The organism is Oceanithermus profundus DSM 14977, from assembly GCF_000183745.1.
In the GTDB taxonomy this organism is placed as follows: domain Bacteria; phylum Deinococcota; class Deinococci; order Deinococcales; family Marinithermaceae; genus Oceanithermus; species Oceanithermus profundus.
This window is the reverse complement of the sequence record NC_014761.1, coordinates 1,853,440-1,869,363: the sequence shown is the minus strand read 5'-3', so window position 1 is coordinate 1,869,363 and position 15,924 is coordinate 1,853,440. Positions and strand designations below refer to the sequence as shown.

Here is a 15,924-nt window from a genome sequence, read left to right as displayed (position 1 = left end):
CGGCCGTTGCTTTGGCGGAGCCGGGGATCAGTCGCAGCGGTAGCGGGCCACCTCGCCCGGGGGCACGGCTTTCCAGCGCAGCTGCTCGGGGGGCCACTCGGGGCCAGCGAGGCAGTCGCGCCCGGGCTCGAGCCCGATCAGGATCGAGGCCCCGACCGGGAGGGTGCTGGGCATCGGGGTGTGCCCGATGCGGAAGTAGGCGGGGGTGCCGATGGCGTTCGCCTCGCCGTTGAGCAGGTCCATGCGCACCTGAACCAGGCCCTCGGGCGCCGCGGGTTCCCCCGCGGGGCGGCCCCGCAGGGCGTTCTCGACGAACTGCCGCCAGATGGGCGGGTTGACGACCGAAGACGACGGCTCGCGCCCGTTCATCTGCATGGGCTGGTTGTCGTCGCGGCCGATCCACACCACCGCGCTCATGCCGCGGGTGGCCCCGGCGAACCAGAGGTCGCGGGCGTTGTTCGAGGTGCCCGTCTTGCCGCCCACCACCCTGCCGGGAATGCGCGCCCGCCAGGCCAGGTTGCCCCGCCCCAGGGGGTCCTCGTCGTAGACGTAGCCCTTGAGCATGTCCCAACCGAGGTAGGCGACGTCGGGGTTCCAGAGCCGCTGCCGCAACGGTCGCGCCTCGTAGAGCACGTGCCCCTGCTGATCCTCCACCCGCAGGATCAGCTGCGGCTCCACGCGCCAGCCGCCGTTGACGAAGGCGGCGTAGGCGGCGGCCATCTGCAGCGGCGTGGCGCCGATGCCGCCGCCGATGGCGATGGAGAGGCCCGGGTTCTTGGGCACCTGGAAACCGGCGGCCTGCAGCTCGCCCGCGAGGCGGCGCACCCCCAGGGCGTCGGCGGTGAGGATGGCGGGCACGTTGAGCGAACGGTCCATGGCGTAGCGGATCGTGACCGCCCGGTCCAGGTAGGTGCCGTCGTAGTTCTTGGGTTTCCAGACGCCGTCGGGCTGGGTGGGGTCGGGGAAGCTGACCTCCTTGTCCTCCACCATGCTGGCCTGGCTCCAGCCCGCGCCCAGCGCGGCGGTGTAGACGAAAGGCTTGATCGCCGAGCCGGGGCTGCGTCCCTTGCCGTCGCCCAGCTGGGTGGCGCGGTTGAACTCGCCTTCGGTGCCCGGCAGCGCCCCAAGCAACGCGTAGACCTCGCCGGTCTCGGGGTCGAGGCCCACCAGCGCCAGCTGGGCGCCCTCGGGAAGGCCGCGCTTCACCGCGGCCTGGGCGGCCTCCTCGGCGGCGCGCTGCATCTCCACGTCGAGCGTGGTGTAGACGCGCAAACCGCCCTGGCCGAAGACCTTGGCGCGGCCGAAGCGGCGGATCAGCTCCTTGCGAATCTCGTAGACGAAGTGGGGGGCCACCTCCACCTCGAGGTCGGGCAGCGAGTTGGCGCCGGGGTCGAGCAACTCGGCGGAGACCAGGTTCCCTTCCGCGTCGTACTCGGCCTTCCAGCCGTTGGGCACCACGGGCTCGCGCCAGGCGGCGTCGGCCATGGCCTGGGTGATCCAGCCTTCCCGCACCATCTGCTCGAGCAACGTCTTCATGCGCCGGCGCACCCGCGGCAGGTCGCGGAAACGCGCGTTGGGGCCGGGGATGAGGGCCGCGAGGTAGGCGCCCTCGGCCAGCGTCAGCTCCGCCGGATCCTTGCCGAAGTAGGCCTCGCTGGCGGCGCGGATGCCCCAGAGGTTGCCGCCCCAGAAGGAGACGTTGAGGTACATCTCCAGGATCTCTTCCTTGGAGTAGAGGCGCTCCAGCTGGATCGCCAGCGGCAGCTCCTTGAACTTGCGCTCGAGGGTGCGCACGCCCGAGAGGTTGCGCAGCAGGGTGTTCTTGATCACCTGCACGCTGATCGAGGACCCCCCCTGGAGGTTGCCCCGGAGCGTCTGCCAGAAGGCGCCCGCGATGCGGATCCAGTCGATGCCGTAGTGGCGGAAGAAGCGCTGGTCCTCCGAGGCCACGATCGCGGCCACGGCGGCGGGGGAGACGTCCTCGAGCTTGACCAGCATGCGGGTGATGGTGATCCCGCCCTCCTCGCTGGCCAGCTGGGCGATGGGGGTGCCGTCGCGGGCGAAGACGGTGGTCGTCGAGGTCAGGCGCAGGTTTTCCAGCGCGTCCAGGCTGGGGAGGTCGCGCGTCCAGCCGCGCACGACGATCGCCGCCGCTACGGCCGTGCCCAGGAAGACGGCCAGGAACGCGAGCAGGAGGTAGCGGCGCAGCTTCACGTTGCCCAGTCTACCGGCTGATGCTGAGAAGGTTTTCAAGCAGCTTGCGGAAACGGCTGTTCTTGATGGGCAGCTCGACGATGTGGTCGGCCCCGGAGATCTCCATCGTCATGCGCTCGCGTTCGCTCGCCTGGTGCACGATCTGGATCGTGGGCACGTTTTTCAGGCGCTTGACGCGCTTGATCCGCCAGACGAAGCCGGCGGCGTCGAGGCCGTCTTCGGAGAGTTCGTCGAGGACGATCAGCCGCGGGGTGTGTTCCTTGAGGTAGGCGAGGCCGTCGTGCAGAGTTTCGACGGTGTCCGGTCTCAGGCCGGCGTCTTCCAGGGCCAGCTCGAGGTAGGCCTTGAGTGCGCTGTGGGAAGTTACGATCAAACCGCGTTTTTCATCGTCCGCCATACCGACCGTCCAATGCTGAACCGCGTCACCTTATGAAACAATATACGGCCAAACGTAAGAATGGCTGGGGCGCGTGGATTCGAACCACGACCGGCGGTTCCAAAGACCGCTGTCCTACCCTTAGACGACGCCCCAAAGCCAAGGCCCATCATAGGCAACGCCGCGCGCGGGCGTCAACGCCCTGCGTTTTTCATCCCGGTCCGCCCTATAGTGGGCCCATGTTCCGCAGGCTTGCGACGTTGGGGTTGCTGTTCCTGGCGCCGGTCTGGGCGCAGCTGCCCGCGCCCTACCGCGCCTACGAGCAGGCGCGCCAGGCCGAGGACGCGGGCGGGCTCGAGCGCTTGCTCGCGGAGCCCGGCTACGTGCAGGTCCTGGCGGCGCGGGCGCTCTCGCGCATGGCCGCGCTTTCCCCCAGCCGGCGGCTCGAGCTGGCCGAACGCGCCGCGCGCTTCGAGAACGCTGCGGGCGACTGGCTCTGGGTGGGGCGGCTGCGCGAGGTGCTGGGCGACGCGCCCGGGGCGGCGGAGGCCTACGGCAAGGCGCTGCCGGAACCCGAGGCCGAGGCCGCGCTCGTGCGGCTGGCGCGCGCAGGGGTGCGGCGCGCCTACGCCGCGCTCTATGCAGGCCGCGCCTACGAGGCGCTGCTCGATGCGCTGCCGGCCGAGGGCGAGGCCGCCTGGCGCGCCCGCGCGCTGGCGGGGTTGCACCGCTACGCCGAGGCCCTGCCCCACTTCCGCGCCTGGGCCCGGGACAGCCGCGAGGGGCGGCTGGCGCTGGGGCGCTTGCTGCTCGAGTTAAAACGCTACGCCGAGGCGGAGGCGGCCTTCCGCGATGCGGGCGGGGCCGCGGGCGCCTTCGGGCGGGGGCGGGCGCTCGAGGCGCTGGGCCGGTCCGAGGCGGCCGTGCGCGCCTACCTCGAGGCCCGCACCCCCGAGGCGCTGTGGCGGGCGACGGCGCTATTGGAGCGCGCCGGGCGGGCGGCCGAGGCCCTGCCGCTCTACCGCGAGCTCGCCACGGGCGATTCGCAGTACGCCGACGACGCGACGCTGCGGCTGTGGGTGCTGGCGCGCCGGCGCGGCGACGCGGCGCTCGAGGCCTGGGCCTACGCCCGTTTGGACGGGGGGCTGGGGCTGCTCGCGGGGCGGCCTTACCCGCGCCCGCCGTCCGGCGGGGCGCCGCCGGTCGCCGCGGCCGGTGCGGAGCGCGCCGAGGCGCTCTTTGCCGCCGGGCGCGAGGCCTGGGCCTGGGGCGAGGCGCGCTGGTGGGCGCGCCGCTACCGCCAGGAGGGCCGCAGCGAGCAGCTCGCCGCCGTCGTGGCCGAGCTCGAGCGTTGGGGCTGGTGGGGCCGGGCGCTGCGGCTGCTCCACGGGCTCCCGCTTCGGGATGGGGGCGGGGACCTGCTGCGCCTGGCCTACCCGCGCGCCTACCCCGGGATCGTGGAGGCGGAGGCCCGGGCCTTCGGGCTCGAGCCCGAACTGCTGTGGGCGGTGATGCGGGTGGAGTCGCGCTTCGACCCGGAGGCGGTGAGCCCCACCGGCGCCAAGGGGTTGATGCAGTTCGTCGCGGCCACCTGGAGCGACGTCGCCCGGCGGCTGGGCGAGGAGGGGGCCGACCCCTTCGACCCCGAGGCGGCGGTGCGCTTCGGCGCGTACTACCTGCGCCACCTGCTCGACGTTTGCGACCGCGAGCTCGTCTGCGCCCTCGCCGGCTACAACGGCGGCCCCGGCTACACCCGGCGGGCGCTCGCGGCCGAAGACGGCGACGTGTGGGACTTTCTGCGCTTCCAGCCGCGCGACGAGCCGCGCGAGTACGTCGAGCGGGTGCTCTGGGCCTACCAGGCGTACAAGGCGCTCTACCGCGCCGCGCCCTAGCCGGCGCGCGCCAGGGCGTTCTCGCGGGCGCGTTCGATGAAGCCGCCCCCGAGCAACCGGTCTCCGGCGTAGAGCACCACCGACTGGCCCGGGGCGACGGCGAACTGGGGCCGCTCGAAGCGCAGCCGGAAGCGGCCCGCTGTGGGGTCCAGCTCCAGGACGCGCGCCCCCACCGGCCGGGTGCGGTAGCGCACCATCGCCTCGATCCGGTCGGGCAGGCCGGCGGGGTCGAGGAGCAGGTTGAGGCCGGAGGCCTCGAGCCCCCACCACTCCACCGCGGCCCGCGGACCCACGACCACCTCGTTGGTCTCGGGGCGCACCTCGACGACGTAGCGTTCCAGGTGGCTCTTCCACAGCCCCAGGCCCTTGCGCTGGCCCACGGTGTAGAAGCGGGCCCCGGCGTGTTCGCCGATGACCTCGCCACTCTCCAGGTCCACCAGCGGGCCCGGCTCGCTGGGAATGTGTTTGGCCAAGAAGTCGCGCAGCGAGCCGCGCACGAAGCAGATGTTCTGCGACTCGGGCTTCCGGGCGGTGATCAGGCCGCGCGCTTCGGCCAGGCGGCGCACCGCGGGCTTTTCGAGGTGGCCCACCGGGAAGAGCAGGTGGGGCAGGGCGGCGCGGGGCGTGCCCCAGAGGAAGTAGGTCTGGTCCTTGGCCGCGTCGCCGCCGCGCCACAGCTCGACGCCGGCGGGCCCTTCCACCCGGCGCACGTAGTGGCCGGTGGCCACGTACTCGGCGCCGATGGCGCGGGCGTGCTCGAGCAGGGCGTCGAACTTGACGTCGGTGTTGCACCAGACGCAGGGGTTGGGGGTGCGGCCGGCGGCGTAGCCCTCGAGGAAGGGGGTGACGATGCGCTCGTCGAAGGTCTCGCGGTAGTCGAGGAGCTCGAAGGGGATGCCCAGCTGGCGCGCCACCCAGCCGGCCTCGAGCGCGGCGGTGGGGGTGCAGCAGCTCGACTCGCTGTTGCAGCTTTCGGCCAGCTCCTCGTCGGACCAGAACTTCATCATCGCGCCCACGACGTCGTAGCCCTGCTCTACCAGCAGGGCGGCGGCGACGGAGGAGTCCACCCCTCCGCTCATGGCGACGAGGACGCGCGGCTTCTTCACGAAGCTCTATTCTACCGGTTCGCTCGGGTTTGGGCCAGCGCCGGGCTCAGGCCACCATCTCGCTTTCGCGCGGCTCGCCGGCGCCCGCCGCGGCCCGGGTGGAGGCGATGGCCACCTCGATCATGGCGTCGTCCGGCTCGCGCACGGTGAGCATCTGGAAGCGGAAGCCGAGCCAGCGCAAGAGGCGCGAGACGGGGTCGTCGTGGCTCGAGGAAAAGCGCAGCAGCTCGAAGGCCAGCGCCGCGACCAGCGGCAGCAGCGCCACCCGGCCGAGGAGCAGCCACCAGATCACGTCGGGCCAGGGCAGGAAGCTGTAGACGACGATGCTCGTCACGATCACGAAGGCGATGAAGGTGGTGCCGCAGCGGGGGTGGAACTTGGGCTGGGCGCGCACGTTCTCGACGGTGAGCTCGAGCCCCTTTTCGTAGGCGGCGATCGCCTTGTGCTCGGCCCCGTGGTACATGAAGTAGCGCTGGATGTCGGGGAAGCGGCCGATGAAGGCCAGGTAACCCACCAGCAGCCCCGCCTTGAAGAGGCCGGCCAGCGCGTTGTAGAGCACCGGGCTGGCGGCGGCGTCGATGAAGAGGCGCGAGATCGCGGCTGGAAGCACGATGAACAGCCCGATCCCGATCAGGGTGCTGAGGGCGATCGTGCCGTAGAGGGCCCAGCCCGCGAGCTCTTCTTCGTCCTCCTCGCCCGCCAGCTGGGCGCTGCGCGAGAGCGCCCGGTAGGAGACCGAGAGGGCGTCGATGAGGGCCACCACGCCGCGGATGAGCGGCAGCTTGGTCCAGGGGTACTTGCGATAGAGGGAAGGTTCCTCGTGGCGCTCCACGTGGATCTCGCCGCTGGGGAGCCGCACGGCCAGCGCCCAGGCGTCGGGCGCCTTCATCATCACGCCTTCCATTGCGGCCGAGCCGCCGATCTGCTTCATGGGCTGTATTCTGCCACAGACGGGTGAGGGTTTGGTGGAAGGGCGCGTGGTAAGCTCTGGATGTTATGGCGATTCGTGTCAAAACCACCCGTAGGAAAGTATTCGAACACGAGGCCCCCATGCGCGTCGTGGCCGTGCTGGGCGGCGAACTCACCGAAGAGGGGCGCTGGCTGGATTCCGAGCTGGGCGGCGCGCTCACGCGCATTCTCAAGGAAACGCGGTTCAAGGGCGATTTTGGAACCACCCTGTACGTACCGCTGGCAGGGGTTCAGGTCCTGCTCGCCGGCCTGGGGAAGCGTCGGGGCCACCGCCTGGGCGACGTGCGGCGCGTCGGCGTCAAGGTGGCCGAGGTCGCGGTCGAGCGCGGCGTGCGCGAGGTCGCGGTCGAGAACTTCCTCGCCGAGCGCTTCGGCAAGCGCGAGACCAGCCGGGTCCTCGCCGAGGGCCTCCTCCTTGGCGGTTACCGCTTCACCAAGTACCAAAGCGAGGCCAAGCCGCCCCGGGTGCGTTTCGTGATCGCCCAGGGTTACGGCCCCGTCGTGGAGGAGGCGGCGGCCGTCGCCGAAGGGGTCTGGCTCGCCCGCGACCTGGTCAACGAGCCGCCCAACGTGCTGAACCCGGCGGAGCTGGCGCGGCGCGCCGAGAAGATGGCCGCCGAGGCGGGCCTCGAGGTGCGCGTGCTCGGCCCCGAGGAGATCCAGGAGCTGGGCATGGGCGCCTACTGGGCGGTGGCCAAGGGCTCGGCCAACGAGCCGCGCTTCATCGAGCTCGTCTACCGGCCCGAGGGCGAGCCGGTGCGCAAGCTGGCCCTGGTGGGCAAGGGGCTGACCTTCGACACCGGGGGGTATTCGCTCAAGCCGCCCGAGTCGATGAAGACGATGAAGGGCGACATGGCCGGCGCGGCCGCGGTGATCGGCGCCATGAAGGCCATCGCCGCCCTGAAGCCGCCCGTCGAGGTGCGCGCCTACGTGGCCGCCGCCGAGAACATGATCAGCGGGCACGCCTACCGCGTGGACGACGTGATCCGGGCGATGAACGGCAAGACGATCGAGGTGCTCAACACCGACGCCGAGGGCCGGCTCACCCTGGCCGACGCCCTGGCCTACGCCTCGCGCGCCGAGCCCGACGCGATCGTCGAGCTCTCCACCCTCACGGGGTCGTGCGTGGTGGCGCTGGGCCGCGAGGTCGCCGGCCTCTTCGCCGCCGACGAGGCGCTGGGCCGCGAGGTGCAGCGGGCCGCCGAAGCGGCCGGAGAGAAGGTCTGGCCGATGCCGATGGAGGAGGCCTACAAGCGCAAGCTGAAGAGCAAGGTCGCCGACCTGGCCAACGTGGGCGACCGCGCCGGCGGCGCGATCCAGGCGGCCCTCTTCCTGGCCGAGTTCGCGGACGCGCCCTTCGTGCACCTCGACATCGCCGGCCCCGGCTTCGCGCCCGCGGCCGAGGACCACGCCTTCGGCCCCGCCGGGGGCACCGGTTTCGGGGTGCGGACCCTGGTCGAGTGGGCCCGGCGGCAGGGCTAGGTCGAACCGCCCCGCCCGCGGTAGGATCGGAGCAATGATCCGCGTCGTGCTGGTGGAGCCGCGCGAGCCCCGCAACGTCGGGGCGGCGGCGCGGGCGATGAAGAACTTCGGGCTCGAGGAGCTGGTGCTCGTGAATCCGGAGCGGCCGCTCGACGAAGCGGCCTACCGGCTGGCCACCCGCGGCGCGGCCGACGTGCTGGAGCAGGCGCGCACCGTGGCCACCCTGGACGAGGCCCTCGCGGGCGCGGTCTACGTGGTGGCCACCAGCGCCCGCGCCCGCGAGGGCTACGCCGGCGAGGTCTGCACCCCCCGCGAGGGGGCGCCCCGGGTGCGCGCGATGACCGCCGAGGGGCCGGTCGCCCTGCTCTTCGGCCGCGAGAACTTCGGGCTTTCCAACGAGGAAATGGACCGGGCGCACGCGGTCTGGCGCATTCCCACCGGGGGCTACGCCAGCCTCAACCTGGCCCAGGCGGTGCTGCTCGTGGCCTACGAGGTCTTCCTGGCGCGGGCGGAGCTGACGGAAACGGCCCGCCCCCGGCCCGCCGCCGCCGAGGAGCTCGAGCGCTTCTTCGCCGACCTGGAGGCCTACCTGATCGAGATCCGCTACACCGACGAGCACCGCCTGGAAGGGGCGATGCGCGCCTTCCGGCGCATGGCCCACCGGGCGCTGCTCAGCTCCAACGAGGTGCAGCGGCTGCGCGGCCTCTTGCGCCAGAGCCGCTGGGCGATCGCCCATGGAGGGGAGCGGGTTGACTAGGTCGCGGACCCGCCCCGGCGCCTACGGCGAGCTCTACGCCCGCATCCGCTGGGCGCGCAAGGTGCTGCCGCCGCTGGTGGGCGGCATCGTGGTTGCGCTCGAGTGGTGGCTGCACCTGCTGCCGCCCGACCCCTGGCTCTTCTACCTGCAGATCGTCTTCTACGGCGTCGTGGGGCCGCTGGTGATCTGGCTCACCCTCGACTGGGTTTCCGAGGAGGTGCGCGAGCGCGCCGAGGCCGAGGCCAAGCTGCTCGAGGCCAACCAGCGCCTGCGGGCGCTGCGCGAGGTGCTCAGCCGTTCGCTGGCGACCGAGAACCTGGAAGAGGTGATCCGCGGGGTCGTCAACGCCCTCGCCGACGTGCTCGAGGCCGACGCCTCGCTCGAACTCGAGGGCTACCACTGGTCGACCCCCTCGTTCTACACCCGCCGCGGCCTGCCGGTGCAGCGCCTCGAGCTGGTGCGCAGCGGCGGGCGGCTCGAGCTGATCCTGCCCGACGGCGAGAGCGACGCCGAGTTCCTCGACCTGCTCGCCGCCGAGGTGGACAGCCTGCTCGAGGCCGCCAAGGCGCGCACCCGCGACTTCCTCACCCTCTTCGAGGTGGACGAGGCCATGGGGGCCGAGGCCAACCTGGAGAAGCTGCTCGCCGGCCTGCTCTCCAAGATCATCGACTGGGCCGGGGCCAAGGGGGGCGTCGTCTACCTGCTCGACGCCGACGGCATCCTCCACCCCTGGGCCGAGGTGCACCTTCCCGAAGCGCGCCACTCCTTCGCCCCCAGCGGCCGCTGGGAGGAGGCCAAGCGCGCCCCCACCTTCGTCGAGCCCAACCTGCTCGCCATCCCGCTCTACGACAAGGACCCGGTGGGGGTGCTGGTGCTGCGCGGCAACGCCCGCCACCTCAAGGAGGAGATGCCCTTCCTGCGGCTGCTCGCCCGCCAGGTGGCCCTGGCGGTGCGCAACGCCCAGGCCTACCTGCGCGCCGAGGAGCTGGCCATCAACGAGGAGCGCAACCGCATCGCCCGCGAGATCCACGACGGCATTGCCCAGGCGCTGGCCTTCATGGCCCTCAAGCTGGACCTGGCCACCCGCCTGCTCGACCGCGACCCGGGGCGCGCCAAGCAGGAGATCGGCCAGGTCAAGGAGACCCTGCGCGGGCAGATCCGCGAGGTGCGGCGCAGCATCTTCGCCCTGCGCCCCATCGACCTGGAGCGCTACGGGCTGGTGCAGTCGATCGAGCGCTACGCCCGCGCCTTCGCCGAGCAGGTGGGGTTGGGGATCGGGCTCGAGCTCGCCGACGACGTCAAGCTCACGCCCGCCTCCGAGGTCGTCCTCTTCCGGGTGTTGCAGGAAGCCCTCAACAACGTGGCCAAGCACGCCCGCGCCGGCGGCGTGCGCGTGCGCCTGAAGGCCCTGGGCGAGAAGGGCGCGCGGCTGGAGATCTGCGACGACGGCGTCGGCTTCGACCCCGACCAGCCGCTGAGCGCGGGGCTGGGCGGCTTCGGCATGGCGCAGATGCGCGAGCGCGTCGAGGCCCGCGGCGGGCGCTTCGAGGTGCGGAGCACCCCCGGCGAGGGCACCTGCGTCGACGCCGAGCTTCCTTACTGAAGATCGCGCCGTTCAGACTTCGAACCGCTGCCCCAGGCGGGCGCGGGTCACCTTGGCGCCGCGGGCGCGCAAGGCGCGCGCCAGGCGGACGCGCGCCGGATCCTCGCCGTGCACCAGGACGATGCGCCGCTCGGCGGCGAGCCAGTCGAGAAGCTCGTCGCGGCCGGCGTGCCCGGAGAAGCCGCCCAAGGAGTAGACCTTGGCCCGCACCCGCACGTCGTGGCCGTGGATCCGCACCTCGTCCGCGCCCTCGATGATGCGGTGCCCCAGACCGCCGCGCGGCTGGTATCCGACGAAGACGAGGGCGTTGCGGGCGTCGGGCAGCTGGTGGCGCAGGTGGTGCAGGATGCGCCCGCCCGAGAGCATGCCGCTGCCGGCGATGATGATCGCGGGCCCTTCCAGGAAGTTCAGCCGCTTCGACTCGTCCACGCTCTGGGTGTAGCGCAGCTTCTGCGGCGCGAAGGGGTCGAGGCCGCGGCGGTAGAACGACTGCACCAGGGGGCTGAAGGCCTCCTGGATCTGGCCGTAGATCTCGCTGATGCGGGTGGTCAGGGGGCTGTCGACGTAGACCGGCACGCTGGGGATGGCGCCCTCGGCCTCGAAGCGGCGGATGTAGAAGAGGATCTCCTGGGCGCGCTCGAGCGCGAAGGAAGGGACGATCACCTTCCCGCCGCCGTCGAGGGTCTGGGCCAGCACCTCGGCGAACTCGACCAGCGTGGCCTGGAAGGGGCGGTGGGGGCGGTCGCCGTAGGTGGACTCGCTGAGGACCAGGTCGGCCACCCGCGGGTAGTCGGGATCGGGCAGGGTCTCCTTACGGCGGTTGCCGAGGTCGCCCGAGAAGACGAGGGTGCGGCCGCCCGCCTGCACCTCCACGAAGGCGCTTCCGGGCAGGTGGCCGGCGTTCCTGAGGGTGATCCGGAAGGGCCCGACCTTGCGCGGGCTGTAGTAGGGCACGGGTTTGCTCCGCCCCAGCAGCGCGTGCACGTCGGCCTCGTCCCAGAGCAGCTCGGGAACGGGAAGCCCCTTGCGCCGCGCGCGCTTGATGTCCTCCTTCATGAGCTTCAGCGCGTCTTCGAGGATCGGCCGGATCAGCTTCAGCGTGGGCGCGGTGGCGTAGACCCGGCCCTCGAAACCCAGGCGGTAGAGCCGCGGGATCCGCCCCACGTGATCGAGGTGGGCGTGGCTCAGCACCACGGCGTCGACCGCGCGGGGGTCGAAGCCGAAGGGATCGTAGTTGTCGCTTCTGGGCTCCCCCTGGTACATGCCGCAGTCGAGCAACAGCTTGAACCCCTGGTGTTCGAGCAGGTGGCAGCTTCCGGTGACCGTACCGCAGGCGCCCCAGGTGGTCAGTTGCATGCTCTCATTCTACGTCCGCGTGCCCCAAGGGCGGTTCAAGGCAAAAGTCCCGGCATATACTTGTAGCAATGGAGACCCCAACGCTCACCGCCAGCGCCTGCCCCCACGACACCGCCAAGAACCTGCCCACCTGGATCGAGTTCTTCCTGGTGCTGGGGCAGCTCAGCGGCCTCGAGATCGGCTACGCGCACGCGGCGGACTTCCCCGAGTTCTACGCCCGTTTCGACGAGGTCGACCTCGTCTACGCCAACCCCCTCGACGCGGTGCGCATCGAGCGCGCGCGGGGTTTTCTGCCCGTGGCCATGTCCGACAACTACGACGAGGTCGTCTTCGTCGCCGCCGAGGACACCGGGGGCGGCATCGCCGCGTTCGCGGGGCAGACGTTCGGGGCGGTGGAGGGGCAGTTCGCCACCCTGCTCGCGCAGACCCTGCTCCACGAGGAGGGGGTGTCCGCCACCGCGCGCTACTACCCTTCCTGGGGCGAGGTGCTGGCGGCGCTGCGGCGCGGCGAGGTCCGCCACGCGGTGCTCTACAAGGACTTCTACGCCCAGCTTGAGGAGCTCTCCCTCGAGGGCGTCTGCACCCTGCGCGTCTCCGACGCCCGCCGGTTCGCGCACCTGGTGATGCTGGCGCCCGAGCGGGCGGCGCTGCTTCCGCGCCTGCGCGAGGGGCTCGAGGCCATGGCCCGGCACCCCCTGGGGCGCTTGATCCTCGACGACCTGCGCATCGGAAGCTTCCGGCCCCTCGACACCACCGCCCCCATCCGCGCCCTGCAGCCGGGCTGACCTTGCGCTGACGCCCGCCCGTAAACTGAGGCCATGGCCCGGGTGTTGCTGGTCGAAGACGAGCCCAGCCTGCGCTTTGCCCTGGCGCACGGGCTCCGCCAGGCGGGGTTCAGCGTCCTCGACGCCGCCGACGCCCGCGAGGGCTGGGCGCGGCTCGACGAGGCCGAGGTGGTCGTCCTCGACCGGATGCTGCCCGACGAGGATGGCCTGAACTTCCTGGCGCGCCTCCGCCGCACGCCCCGATACGAGCGGATGCCGGTGTTGATGTTGACGGCGCGCGCCAGCGAACGCGACCGCGTGGAGGGGCTGCTGGGAGGCGCCGACGACTACCTGACCAAACCCTTCTCCACCGCCGAGCTGGCGGCCCGGTTGGTGGCGCTGCTGCGCCGCAGCCGCGGCGCGGAGGTCCTGCGGCGCGGGGAACTGGTCGTGGACACGGAGCGCGGCCGGGTGACGCTTGGGGGGCGCGAGGTGGGCCTGACGCGGCGCGAGTTCGATCTGCTCGCTTTCCTGGCGCGGGATCCGGGCCGGGTTTACGACCGGGAGACGCTGCTCGAGCGGGTCTGGGGTCCCGACTTCCTGGGCACCCTGCGCACGGTGGACCAGCACGTGGCCCAGCTGCGGGAGAAACTGGGGGGGCGTTGGATCGAGACAGTGCGCGGCAAGGGCTACCGCTTCACGGAGGCCCCATGAACCCCTGGCGGGCGGCCTGGGAGGCGAGCGAGGAGGGGGTGGTCCTCTTCGAGGGGGAGCGGGTGCGTTACCTGAACCCCGCGGCGGCGCGGCTGCTTGACACCGACGCCGGGCGCGCCGTCGGCCGCCCCGCCGCCTTCGTGCTGCGGCACCACCGGCTGCTCGAGCTGGTGCGCTGCGGCGGGGCGACCTCCCTGACCCTGCACGGCCGCCGGGTGGCGGCGCGTGCCCGGGGGGAGGCGCTCTTCCTGCGCGACGAAACCGAGACGGTGCGGGCGCGCGAGGTCCTGGAGCAGGAGCGGCGGCTCCTCGCCCACGAGTTCCGCACCCCGGTGGCGGGGCTGCTGGCGCTCTTGGAGGTGCTGGAGTCCGGGCCCGAACCCGGCGATCGCGAGCAGGCGCTGGCGCTGATGCGCGAGGAGGCGGCCCGTCTGCTGCGCCTCGTCCAGGGGCAGGGCCAGGCGCGCACGCCTCCGTGGCGCCTCGACGAGCTGCGGCCGCGGCTCGAGCGCCTGCTGCCCGGGGCGCGCGCCCTGCGCTGGTCCACGCCCCACCCGGTCACCGCGGGCCGCGACCCGATCTTCCAGGTGCTGCTCAACCTCGTCGAGAACGCGCTCCGTTACGGAAAGCCGCCCGTCGAGGTGCGCACCCGGGTCCACGCCCCGGGGGTGGTGGCCGTCGAGGTGGTGGACGCCGGGGAACCGCTCGCCGACTACGAACGGCTCTTCGTACCCGGCGGGCGGGGCATGCACGCCGCCGGCGTGCGCGGCAGCGGCCTGGGCCTGGCCCTGGTGCGCCGCATCGCGCGCGGCTGGGGCGGCGAGGCCTACGGCCGTAGGCTGGAGGAGGGCAACGCCTTCGGGGTGACCGTGCCCGAAGGGGAAGGGGTGGAGGATGCGTGAAGCGTTGGACCGTGACCTGAACCGGATTACCGAGCACTTCCTGCGCATGGTCAGCCTGGTGCGCGAGCAGCTGCAGCTGGCGACCGCCGGCCTGGTGGAGCAGGACGTGGAGCGCGCCAAGGCGGCCGTGCGGCTCGATCGCGAGGTGGACGCGCTCGAGCTCGAGATCGAGAACGAGGTGCTGGCGGCGATCGCCCGCCACCAGCCGGTCGCCCGCGACCTGCGCTTCCTGGCGACGGTGCTCAAGGCGCTGACCGACCTGGAGCGCGCCGGCGACTACGCGGCCCACGTGGCCGAGGACGCCCTGGCGCTCGCGGGCGAACCGCCGCTGAAGAAGTACATCGTCCTCGGCGAGATGGCCGAGCGCATCGAGACGATGCTCGACCTGATCGCCAAGGCGATCGCCGAACGCGACCTGCACGCCGCGCAACGGGTGCTCAAGATCGACGACGACGTGGACGACCTCTACGAGCAGATCGTGCGCGAGCTGCTTACCTACATGATGGAGGACCCGCGCACGCTCTCCAAGGCGCTCACCCTGATGCGCGTGGCCCGCAGCTACGAGCGCCTCGGCGACCACCTGGAGAACATCGCCGAGCGCGTCTTCTTCTGGCTCACCGGCAAGCTCGAGGGCGCGGACGGGGGGTCCTGACCTTTTCCTGACACGGCCGCGGCATCCTGGACGCGGAGGACGATGCCCATGAAGAAGCTCGCTCTGACGGTTCTCGCGCTCACCCTCGGCCTGGCCCTGGCCCAGGGCGTGACCCTCAACGGCGCCGGCGCCACCTTTCCCTTTCCGCTCTACGCCAAATACTTCAGCGTCTACCACAAGCTCACCGGCGTACGCGTCAACTACCAGTCCATCGGCTCCGGTGGCGGCATCCGCCAGCTCTTCTCGGGGACGGTGCACTTCGGGGCCAGCGACGCCCCCCTCTCGGACGCCAAACTGGCCGAGTTCGAGCAGAAGTTCGGCACCCAGGTGATCCACGTGCCCACCGCGCTCGGCGCCGTGGTGCCCACCTACTACCTTCCGGGCGTGACCCGGCCCCTCAACTTCTCCGGTCCCGTGCTGGCCGACATCTTCCTCGGCAAGATCCGCAAGTGGAACGACCCCGCCCTCGCCGCGCTGAACCCCGGCGTCAAGCTGCCGCCGCTGCCCATCACCGTGGTGCGCCGTTCCGACGGTTCCGGCACCACCTACATCTGGACCGAGTACCTGGCCAAGGTCTCGCCCGAGTGGAAGGCCAAGGTGGGCGTGGGCAAGAGCGTCGCCTGGCCCACCGGCCTCGGGGGCAAGGGCAACGAGGGCGTGGCCGGCCTGGTGCGCCAGACCCCGGGGGCGATCGGCTACAACGAGCTGATCTACGCGGTGCAGAACAAGATCGCCTACGGTGCGGTGCAGAACCGCGCCGGTAAGTTCGTGCTCGCCGACCTGGCCTCGGTCCGGGCCGCCGCCGAGCTCGAGGACTTCCCGGCCGACACCCGCGTCTCGATCACCGACACCCCAGCCCCCGAGGGCTACCCCATCGCCAGCTTCACCTGGATCCTGGTCTACCGCGACCTCGACAAGGACCGCGCGGTCAAGTCCGCCGCCGAGGCGAAGGCGCTCGCGGCCCTGCTCGACTGGATCGTTCACGACGGCCAGCGCTACAACGAGGCGCTGCACTACGCGGCGCTGCCCGAGGTGGCCGTGCGCGCAACCGAGGCCAACCTGAAGCGACTGCGCTACCGCGGCGAGCCGGTGGCGGCGAAGTAGAATCGTAGCCGACCGCGCCCCGCTGCGGTCGCC

The 15,924-nt window shown here is 71.9% G+C and carries 14 protein-coding genes and 1 tRNA gene; 9 read left to right on the top strand and 6 right to left on the bottom strand.

The window, feature by feature from the left end:
• Nucleotides 1–27: 27 nt before the first annotated feature.
• From OCEPR_RS09325 to OCEPR_RS09315, 3 genes are all read right to left on the bottom strand, one after another.
• Nucleotides 28–2,214: a transglycosylase domain-containing protein gene (locus tag OCEPR_RS09325; RefSeq protein WP_013458470.1), complete on the bottom strand. Its 2,187-nt coding sequence runs from the start codon at nt 2,212–2,214 to the stop codon at nt 28–30.
• Between the two features lie 10 nt (nt 2,215–2,224).
• Entirely contained in the window at nt 2,225–2,587 is a 363-nt protein-coding gene (locus OCEPR_RS09320; RefSeq protein ID WP_187288490.1) for a PleD family two-component system response regulator, read from the bottom strand.
• A gap of 85 nt (nt 2,588–2,672) precedes the next feature.
• Nucleotides 2,673–2,746: transfer RNA gene (locus OCEPR_RS09315), tRNA-Gln, on the bottom strand.
• Nucleotides 2,747–2,829: 83 nt separating this feature from the next.
• On the opposite strand from OCEPR_RS09315, the gene OCEPR_RS09310 reads away from it, so the two are divergent.
• On the top strand, nt 2,830–4,482 hold the full coding sequence (locus tag OCEPR_RS09310; protein ID WP_013458468.1) for a lytic transglycosylase domain-containing protein: 1,653 nt from the start codon (nt 2,830–2,832) through the stop codon (nt 4,480–4,482).
• Here OCEPR_RS09310 and mnmA read toward each other — a convergent pair.
• Together mnmA and OCEPR_RS09300 are read right to left on the bottom strand one after the other, a co-directional pair.
• Nucleotides 4,479–5,588, bottom strand: coding sequence for a tRNA 2-thiouridine(34) synthase MnmA (gene mnmA, locus OCEPR_RS09305; RefSeq protein ID WP_013458467.1), 1,110 nt, complete (start codon nt 5,586–5,588; stop codon nt 4,479–4,481). The genes OCEPR_RS09310 and mnmA overlap by 4 nt on opposite strands.
• 46 nt (nt 5,589–5,634) lie before the next feature.
• The gene (locus tag OCEPR_RS09300) at nt 5,635–6,519 is read right to left on the bottom strand and encodes a DUF1385 domain-containing protein (RefSeq protein WP_013458466.1); all 885 of its coding nucleotides are present in this window, start codon (nt 6,517–6,519) and stop codon (nt 5,635–5,637) included.
• Between the two features lie 65 nt (nt 6,520–6,584).
• On the opposite strand from OCEPR_RS09300, the gene OCEPR_RS09295 reads away from it, so the two are divergent.
• Genes OCEPR_RS09295 through OCEPR_RS09285 form a run of 3 tightly spaced genes read left to right on the top strand, consistent with a single transcriptional unit; the run spans nt 6,585 to nt 10,399 of the window.
• Nucleotides 6,585–8,039: a leucyl aminopeptidase gene (locus OCEPR_RS09295; protein ID WP_013458465.1), complete on the top strand. Its 1,455-nt coding sequence runs from the start codon at nt 6,585–6,587 to the stop codon at nt 8,037–8,039.
• A gap of 34 nt (nt 8,040–8,073) precedes the next feature.
• Nucleotides 8,074–8,796 (top strand): RNA methyltransferase, encoded by a 723-nt coding sequence (locus tag OCEPR_RS09290; RefSeq protein ID WP_013458464.1) that lies wholly within the window; start codon nt 8,074–8,076, stop codon nt 8,794–8,796.
• Nucleotides 8,789–10,399 carry a sensor histidine kinase gene (locus tag OCEPR_RS09285; RefSeq protein WP_013458463.1) on the top strand — a complete coding sequence of 537 codons (1,611 nt, stop codon included), beginning with the start codon at nt 8,789–8,791 and terminating at the stop codon, nt 10,397–10,399. Before OCEPR_RS09290 ends, OCEPR_RS09285 begins: the two co-directional genes overlap by 8 nt.
• A gap of 12 nt (nt 10,400–10,411) precedes the next feature.
• Here OCEPR_RS09285 and OCEPR_RS09280 read toward each other — a convergent pair whose 3' ends face one another.
• On the bottom strand, nt 10,412–11,755 hold the full coding sequence (locus tag OCEPR_RS09280) for an MBL fold metallo-hydrolase (protein WP_013458462.1): 1,344 nt from the start codon (nt 11,753–11,755) through the stop codon (nt 10,412–10,414).
• A gap of 68 nt (nt 11,756–11,823) precedes the next feature.
• On the opposite strand from OCEPR_RS09280, the gene OCEPR_RS09275 reads away from it, so the two are divergent.
• Genes OCEPR_RS09275 through pstS form a run of 5 tightly spaced genes read left to right on the top strand, consistent with a single transcriptional unit; the run spans nt 11,824 to nt 15,891 of the window.
• Nucleotides 11,824–12,540 (top strand): PhnD/SsuA/transferrin family substrate-binding protein, encoded by a 717-nt coding sequence (locus OCEPR_RS09275; RefSeq protein WP_013458461.1) that lies wholly within the window; start codon nt 11,824–11,826, stop codon nt 12,538–12,540.
• Between the two features lie 33 nt (nt 12,541–12,573).
• Nucleotides 12,574–13,233, top strand: coding sequence for a response regulator transcription factor (locus OCEPR_RS09270; RefSeq protein ID WP_013458460.1), 660 nt, complete (start codon nt 12,574–12,576; stop codon nt 13,231–13,233).
• Complete coding sequence (locus OCEPR_RS09265) at nt 13,230–14,135, top strand: sensor histidine kinase (protein WP_013458459.1); 906 nt, start codon at nt 13,230–13,232, stop codon at nt 14,133–14,135. The genes OCEPR_RS09270 and OCEPR_RS09265 overlap by 4 nt, the downstream gene beginning before the upstream one ends.
• On the top strand, nt 14,128–14,787 hold the full coding sequence (gene phoU, locus OCEPR_RS09260; protein ID WP_013458458.1) for a phosphate signaling complex protein PhoU: 660 nt from the start codon (nt 14,128–14,130) through the stop codon (nt 14,785–14,787). Before OCEPR_RS09265 ends, phoU begins: the two co-directional genes overlap by 8 nt.
• 48 nt (nt 14,788–14,835) lie before the next feature.
• A complete protein-coding gene (gene pstS / locus OCEPR_RS09255; RefSeq protein WP_013458457.1) occupies nt 14,836–15,891 on the top strand; it encodes a phosphate ABC transporter substrate-binding protein PstS in 1,056 nt (351 codons plus the stop codon).
• The last annotated feature ends 33 nt before the right edge of the window (nt 15,892–15,924 follow it).